The 7,970-nt window shown below is 54.8% G+C and carries 5 protein-coding genes; 1 reads left to right on the top strand and 4 read right to left on the bottom strand.

Going from position 1 to position 7,970, the window contains the following annotated elements:
• Nucleotides 1–1,359: 1,359 nt before the first annotated feature.
• The 3 genes from dnaJ to ACZM8Y_RS12390 all read right to left on the bottom strand — a co-directional run bounded on the left by dnaJ (nucleotide 1,360) and on the right by ACZM8Y_RS12390 (nucleotide 4,270).
• Nucleotides 1,360–2,493 (bottom strand): molecular chaperone DnaJ, encoded by a 1,134-nt coding sequence (gene dnaJ, locus ACZM8Y_RS12400; RefSeq protein ID WP_308772103.1) that lies wholly within the window; start codon nucleotides 2,491–2,493, stop codon nucleotides 1,360–1,362.
• A 31-nt stretch (nucleotides 2,494–2,524) separates the two neighbouring features.
• Nucleotides 2,525–2,761, bottom strand: a complete 237-nt coding sequence (rpoZ, locus tag ACZM8Y_RS12395) for a DNA-directed RNA polymerase subunit omega (RefSeq protein WP_302554713.1) — start codon at nucleotides 2,759–2,761, stop codon at nucleotides 2,525–2,527.
• A gap of 135 nt (nucleotides 2,762–2,896) precedes the next feature.
• Nucleotides 2,897–4,270, bottom strand: coding sequence for an L-serine ammonia-lyase (locus tag ACZM8Y_RS12390; RefSeq protein WP_308772104.1), 1,374 nt, complete (start codon nucleotides 4,268–4,270; stop codon nucleotides 2,897–2,899).
• Between the two features lie 267 nt (nucleotides 4,271–4,537).
• Between ACZM8Y_RS12390 and ACZM8Y_RS12385 the strand changes: the two genes are divergently transcribed.
• Nucleotides 4,538–5,149 carry a MarC family protein gene (locus ACZM8Y_RS12385; RefSeq protein ID WP_302554715.1) on the top strand — a complete coding sequence of 204 codons (612 nt, stop codon included), beginning with the start codon at nucleotides 4,538–4,540 and terminating at the stop codon, nucleotides 5,147–5,149.
• Nucleotides 5,150–6,862: 1,713 nt separating this feature from the next.
• Here the strand turns inward: ACZM8Y_RS12385 and ACZM8Y_RS12380 are convergent.
• Complete coding sequence (locus tag ACZM8Y_RS12380; RefSeq protein ID WP_479860079.1) at nucleotides 6,863–7,885, bottom strand: DHH family phosphoesterase; 1,023 nt, start codon at nucleotides 7,883–7,885, stop codon at nucleotides 6,863–6,865.
• Between the last annotated feature and the right edge of the window lie 85 nt (nucleotides 7,886–7,970).

The following is a 7,970-nucleotide window of genomic DNA, read 5'->3' as shown; positions in this document are numbered from 1 at the left end:
ACCCCACCCCCATCCCCCTAAAACTTTCGTCTTTATCGAATCCCTGACCGCGACCCTTCTGCAAGCGTCGAGGACGGTTCCTTTATGGGCCTAGAACATTTTCAATGTGAAAATGCTCTTCCGTCTGGGAAGCATGCGGTCACTGGGAGCATAAACACTATGTACTTGTGCTGTTCAATGTCGAAGTGAGCGTTCCTTACATGGTAACATTATAAAGTTTTGAGGCTGTGTCCCAGAAAATGGTTGATGCTTTTTTCCTTGAAATTCCAAAGGAATAACCAGAAAAATGCCTCAGCTATGGATTCAGCCAAGGGGAAAACTGGAGAAAAAGGCTGTCTTTTCACCGTGCTGTGGAGATGAAACAACCACACACTATGACAGAGCCAATTTTGAAGTTAATTTGCTCTAGGTTGTGTCGTTAACTAGATATAATATATTGAAATTATTTAACTATTTTTCAAGCTACAAAAAAGATTATTATAAACAATTTCAAATAGTTATGTATAAAAATAACGACGCAGCCTAAAAATGAAGAGAGAAGATATATGGTATCCGTATTATGTGCTCGCAAAAGAGTTCATAATCCGTGCGCCTGCTGGTAGGTTGTAAGAAATGGCTGTAGCATAGAAAGGATTGATGCTTTTTTTCTTGAAATTCCAAAAGAATAACAAAAAAATACGTTGGCTATGGATTCCGACAAGAGAAAAAGTGGATAAAAAATCTGTATATTCACCATGCGGTGGATATGAAACACAACCACATGCTATGACAGAGCCTAAGAAATGCGCGCAAGAGAGAGAGAGAGAGAGAGAGAGAGAGAGAGAGCTTGTGTGGTGTCCAAGTGGAAGTGAATGAGTTAAAAAAGTATATTCTCCATAAGATACGAAAGGCTGTGTCATAGGAAACGGTTGATGCTTTATTCCTTGAAGTTCCAAAGGAATAACCAACAAAATGCCCCAATTATGGAGTCCATCAGCGGAAAATCGTGTAAAAAGTCTATATTTTCAATATACTGTAAAACAACCACATACGATGATAGAGTCACACGAAAAAGCGCGTACGGGGCACACCTCTTTACTGCTGAACAGTGTTGAACAATTGGCGAAAATCCATTCACAACTCTCCAAAAGCATCTTTCCCAAGCCTCTCCCGGAAACGACAAAGCCGCCCGAAACCAAGAGTTCCGGGCGGCTGCCTCTTTTTTCGCAGAGTTCCTGCGTTTCCCCTTCCCTCATGGAAGATCTCCCGAACTTCCGAACAGGGATTCGATAAGGACGAAAGTCTTGGGAGGGTGAGAGGGGAGTTTGAGGGGGGAGAGGGAACCTTTCTCCAGAAAGGTTCCCTCTCCCCCCTCAATATTTACTTCTTCTTTTTCTTGCCCTTGCCGCCAAGAAGGTTCTCGACGCCCTTGATGATCTTGTCGCCGATGGACTCCTCAGCGCTTGATTCAAACTCGCGGAGCAGCTCTTCCTGACGCGCGGAAAGATTGGTCGGCGTCTTCACGAGGATCTCAACCAACAAGTCGCCGTTGCGCTTCTGGTTGAGATAGGGCAGCCCCTTGCCGGGCAGGCGGAGCACCGTCCCGCTCTGTGTGCCTTTGGCAATCTTGAGCTCCAGCTCACCGTCAAGGCCGGGAACCGTCATGGTATGCCCAAGGGCGGCCTTCACAAAGGAGATCTCCCGCGTCAGGACAAGATCCTGCCCCTGACGGCGGAACGTCTTGTCCTCGTCCACCGTAATGAACACGTACAGGTCACCGTTGGGGCCGCCGTTGGTTCCGGCTTCGCCTTCATTGCGGAGGCGGAGACGGGTTCCGGTGTCCACACCGGCGGGGACGCGAACCGAAAGCTCGCGGGTTTCCTGCACCTGCCCCTTGCCCCGGCATTTGGGGCAAGGCTTGGAGATGGTGTATCCCTCACCGTGGCAGGCCGGACAGGGAACCACGAACTGGAAAAAGCCCTGCGAATTCCGAACCTGGCCGGAGCCGCCGCACTGGCGGCAGGTTTCGCGGGATGTCCCCGGCGCGGCGCCCGTGCCGTGGCATTCCCCACAGGTGGTCATCCGGGGGATGTTCAGGGTGATTTCCGCACCCCTCGCCGCCTGCGCGAAGGTGATGTTCAGATTATAGCGCAGATCCGCGCCCGCCGTGGGGCGAGGCCCGCCGCGGCGCGTGCCGCCCATGCTGAACCCGAACATATCCCCAAAGATATCGCCGAAATGGGCGAAAATATCTTCGGCGGACCCAAAGCCTCCGAAGTCGCCGTTGTTGCCGACACCGGCGTGACCGAACTGATCGTACCTCGCCCGGCGTTCCGGATCGCGCAGCACTTCGTAGGCTTCGGCGGCCTCTTTGAAACGCTGTTCGGCTTCGGGGTTGTCGGGATTGTGGTCAGGGTGGTTTTGCAGTGCCATCTTGCGGTAAGCCCGCTTGATTTCGTCTTCCGACGCATCGCGGGCTACACCGAGAACTTCATAGTAATCGCGTTGGGCCATAGCGGTTCAAATCTTTCCAGACAAAAGGGGCTTAGTCGTCCATGTCAAGTTGCGTTTCGCCTACGGGCATACGATACTGGGACATATCCTCAGGGAAGACCTTTCCGGCGGCGATTTCACGCAGCGCGGTCACGGCTTCCTTGTTGCGCGACTCGACCAGAGGCTCGTAGCCTTCACGGTACTGCCGCACGCGTTTGATCGCCATCTGTACGAGGAGAAACCGGTTTTCGACGCGTTCCTGACAGTCTTCAACGGTGATGCGTGCCATAGTGCAGCCTCCAAAAAAGACGGGCTTCTTCCAATCTCATAACTCTAAGCCCGAAAGCATATTTGTCCAGAGGGGAAAAAACCCGGCATAGTGCATTGTGAAAGAGGCAATCAGTAACCCGCTTCCGGGCCCCTGTCAACAGGCTACCATACTTACGGCCAATCCGCCGAGTGAGGTTTCCTTGAATTTACAGCTCATTTCGCGCCCCGTCTCGGCCATTGCCGCGATTGCGGCATCAAGCGAAACCCGCTGTGAATAAGGGTCCGTGCCTGAGGTGATCACAGCCGCATTGTACGCCTTGATCGCGCCCATAGCGTTCCGCTCGATACAGGGGATCTGCACATATCCCTGCACAGGGTCGCACGTGATGCCGAGATGGTGTTCCAGCGCGACCTCAGCCGCGTTTTCGGTCACACGGGATCGGTAGCCGCGCGCATCCGCCACGAACGCCGCCGCCATTGCGGACGCCACGCCGATTTCGCCCTGACAGCCCACTTCGGCCCCGGCGATGCTCGCGTTGTGCTTGGCGATGAAGCCGACCGCAGCCGACGCGAGGAACGCTTCACGGATGGCGCGATCGCCGATGAACATTTCATGCCGCAGGGCATACACCAGCGCGGGCATGACCCCGGCGGAACCGCAGGTCGGCGCTGTGACGATGACGCCGCCGGAAGCGTTTTCCTCAGCCGTGGCAAAGGCATAGGCATTGATCCGGGTCAGGAACTGATCCGGCGAGGAGTGCATCCGGGAAGCCTGCTGCCACAGCATGCGGGCCTTGCGCTGCACCTTGAGCGGCCCCGGAAGCTGGCCTTCGCTGTCCAGCCCGCGCCGGACGCTGCTTTCCATATGATCGATGATTTGGTTTAAGGAATGGATGATGCTCGGACGTGACGCCCCGGTGATCGCCATCTCGTTGTCAAGGATGATCTCGTAAATGTTGAGGCCTTTTTCCTTCACAATGGCGCGCAATTCGGTCATGGTCGAATAGCGGTGGACAGGTTCCCCTAGAACGGGCGGTTCCCAGCCCTTCCACTGGATGAACCCGCCGCCCACGGAGTAATACTCCTGCGAATGCAGCACGTTGTCTTCGGCATCCACAAGCTCGATTACCAGCGTGTTGCTGTAGGGGAAATCATGGATGATCGAGTCATGGCTCACGTCATCGACGCAAACCGACGCCTGCCCGTCACCGAGCGGACGTTTCCGGCGCGTATGGGGATCATCCATAAGCTCCTGCAACAGACCGGCGGGGCAGCTTTCCGGGGCCGTACCAAGCAGGCCCGCGACGACGGCGGCGTCCGTCCCGTGGCCCGTGCCCGTGGCGCTGAGGGAACCGTACAAGCGCACCCGGAAGCGCACGGCGCGCACCAGCAGATCACGCGGCAGCCCGGTGCAGGCTTCCGCAAAGTGATGTCCGGCCTTCATGGGGCCGATGGTGTGGGAACTGGACGGCCCAGGCCCCACTTTAAACAGGTCGAACAGCGTGGTATCAATGTATCGCTGAGGCATGGACATCTCCTGAATCCGGGCCTCCGGGCCCTTGTGTTGCAAGCCTCCGCCGCCCGGAAAGGACGGCCGGAAAAGCCGCTGATTTTCTCTGAACAAAAAAAGCTGAAAACCCAGCGTGTTGCCCTTGAACCCTAAAAAAAGCTCTTGAACTATCCCACGTTCCTTGTATGGTGGCCCGGCTCATTGAACAACCAATCAAGAAATGCGCCCGGTGCGAGCAATCCCCCGCGCATTCAATAACCGCTTTGCGGGGTAGTGAGAAGACGTATGGATTACAGTATCGGAGATTTTTTCAGTTCGGTCATCAAGCTTTTCGCCCTGCTGACGCCCCCCGCGGCCCTGAGCGCCTTTCTGAGCGGAACGCAGACCTACGGCGGACGCCGCAAGCGCCGCACGGCCCTGCGGACGGGGGTAGCGGTCTTCATTGTGGGGACGGTGCTGTACTTTTTCGGCGAATCGCTGTTCAGCGTATTCGGCTTCACGTTGGACGCCTTCCGCATCGGCGCCGGTGCGCTCCTGTTCCTGACGTCCGTGGCCCTCATGGGCGAACAGCGCGAGTCGCACACCCCCGACAGCCCTGACGAGGACATCAGCGTGGTTCCGCTCGCCATCCCCATCTGCATGGGGCCCGCCAGCATCGGTACGCTGATGGTTCTCGGCGCGTCCGCCCACAGCATGACGGAACGCATCATCGGTTCCGCCGCCCTCTTTGTGGCTTCGGCGCTCATCACGCTCATGCTGCTCATGGCGAACCATGTGCAGCGCATCCTCGGCAAGACCGGCCTTGCGGTGCTTTCCAAGCTCACCGGCCTGCTGCTCGCCGCCATCGCCGCACAAGTCGTTTTTACGGGCGTGAAGAATTTCTTGATCGTAGGATAAGGCGGGGGAGAAGATTGGGGAGGGGAAGGGGAAACTTTCTGGAGAAAGTTTCCCCTTCCCCTCCCCAAACCCCACCCCTTCCCCTTCAAAGACTTTCATCCTTACCCAGTCCCTGCCCTCGGCTTTCCCTGTCAACGCTGTTAACGGCGGTGGAACAACCACATCCTGTGGCAGAGCCTAACGGGTCTTATCCAACCGCTTTACATGAAAGCCTGTCGAACAATCTTGTTCAGCAGCCCCTTTACTTTAAAGGCGTGCCATAGGAAGCGGTTGATGCTTTCTTCCTTGAAATTCCAAAGGGATAAGCATAACACTGTGTCATAGAAAAAACTTCTTGATTGTAGGATAAGGCGGGGAGAAAATTAGGGAGGGGAAGGGGAAACTTTCTGGAGAAGGTTTCCCCTTCCCCTCATCAAACCCCACCCCTTTCCCTTCAAAGACTTTCATCCTTACCCAGTCCCTGCCCTCGGCTTTCCCTATCGGTGCTGTTAGCGGTGGTGGAACAACCACATCCTGTGGCAGAGCCTAACGGGTCTTATCCAACCGCTTTACATGAAAGCCTGCCGAGTAATCTTGTTCAGCAGACCCTTTACTTTAAAGGCGTGCTATAGAAACGGTTGATGCTTTCTTCCTTGAAATTCCAAAGGGATCAGCGATAACGCTGTGTCATAGAAAAAACTTCTTGATTGTAGGATAAGGCGGGGAGAAAATTGGGGAGGGGAAGGGGAAACTTTCTGGAGAAAGTTTCCCCTTCCCCTCCCCAAACTCCACCCCTTTCCCTTCAAAGACTTTCATCCTTACCCAGTCCCTACTCTCGGCTTTCCCTGTCAACGCTGTTAGCGGCGGTGGAACAACCACATCCTGTGGCAGAGCCTAACGGGTCTTATCCAACCGTTTTACATGAAAGCCTGCCGAATAATCTTGTTCAACAGACCTGTTACGTTAAAGGCGTACCATAGGAACGGTTGATGCTTTCTTCCTTGAAATTTCAAAGGGATCAGCGATAACACTGTGTCATGGAAAAAACTTCTTGATTGTAGGATAAGGCGGGGAGAAAATTGGGGAGGGGAAGGGGAAACTTTCTGGAGAAAGTTTCCCCTTCCCCTCCCCAAACCCCACCCCTTTCTCTTCAAAGACTTTCATCCTTACCCAGTCCCTACTCTCGGCTTTCCCTGCCAACGCTGTTAGCGGCGGTGGAACAACCACATCCTGTGGCAGAGCCTAACGGGTCTTATCCAACCGTTTTACATGAAAGCCTGCCGAATAATCTTGTTCAGCAGACCCGTTACGTTAAAGGCGTGCCATAGAAACGGTTGATGCTTTCTTCCTTGAAATTCCAAAAAGATAGGCAATAAGGCTGTGTCATAGAAAATGTGTTGATGCTCTTTTTCTTGAAGTTCCAAAGGAATAACCAGCAAAACACGTTAGCCGTGGATTCAGCCGATGGAAAAACGGGAGAAAAAGGACATATTTTGACCTACTGCGGAGATGAAACGACCATATACTATGGCTGAGCCTTTCCATAAAGATGGCAACGGAACAAGATGTTCAGCCGCCCTTCCGCTTTCAAGAAAAAATGCCGCGCCGTGTCCCTTGACAAAACGGGAACGCCGCAAGGCCGAAAAGTTTAGGAGGGAGAGAGGAGGGGGTCCGGGGGAGGGGAGAGGGAACCCTTTTTAAAGGGTTCCCTCTCCCCTCCCCCGGTTCATTCCCTCATCCTTCCTCTCCCCCCTCTACGTTCCCAGCTTCTTCGACTTTCTTCTTTTGCGGCTTTTCGGTGAGCTTGCGGAAAACGAACACATCGACGCTGCGGCCCTCGGTCGCCTCAAGGGGAAATTCGGCACGCGCGAGGGCGCGGTGCCCACCCGCATTACCGAGCGCACCAAGGCGTGAAGCGGCGAATTCACCAAGATCGACATGCCCGTCGCCCCGGAAGATGACGACGACCGTATCCTTGTACACGCCGCAAACGCCAACCCACTTGATGCTGTGAACATGCGTAAAGAAATCCGCAACTACCACAAGTATATCGGGGTTCTCCACCGTATCCAGATAGCAGTAGGCCCCAGAGCCGCACTGATGCATGGACGAAAAGGCGCGCGCAAAGTATTTGAGCCACTCAGGGAGGTATTCGCTGCGGGTGATGCGCGTAAGCAAGGCGGTGTCCCCATGAGCGGCAAGATACTGATAGGCCCGCAGGTCGATTTCCGTGCCCGTGCGGGTGAACGTGGCGGTATCCGTACGGATGCCGTATTGCAGGGCGGTGGCCAGCCGGATGCCGGGCCGGATGTGGTAAGCCCGCAGGTACTCGGTGAGCAGCGTGCTCACTGCGCCGTACTGGGGCCGGATGTCCACATAGGCGGCGTCCACGGGATGCTCAGGAACAGCCGGGTGATGATCGATGACGATGGAAAACGGGATGCCCGCAAAGGCGGGGTTGTGATGCGGCTGCGAATCGACCATCGCAAAATGCGAATAAAGGTCTTTCAGCTTGTCGGTCAGCGGAAGCATGGGGATGCGCAGATACCGGATCATCGCCAGATTGTCCGGCCGCGAAATTTCATTGATCCGGGCGATGGTGACTTTCCCGGTACGATGGGACATGATCCGCTTGAGGGCCATAGCCGACGCCATCGCGTCGGGATCGGCATTGATCACGATGAGCCAGTCGTCATTGCGGTTGAATAATTCCAACAACTGCGTAAGACGCGAACTGAGTTTGCGGGTGGACGACATGATGACTCCTTTCAGATTTCCCTGTGAAGTCAGGCTAGCGCCTTCCGCAAACTTTTTCCAGTAGCATAAAGACGAAAAGGACTAA

This window comes from Bilophila sp., assembly GCF_057864385.1.
This window is presented reverse-complemented; position numbering and strand designations above follow the sequence as displayed.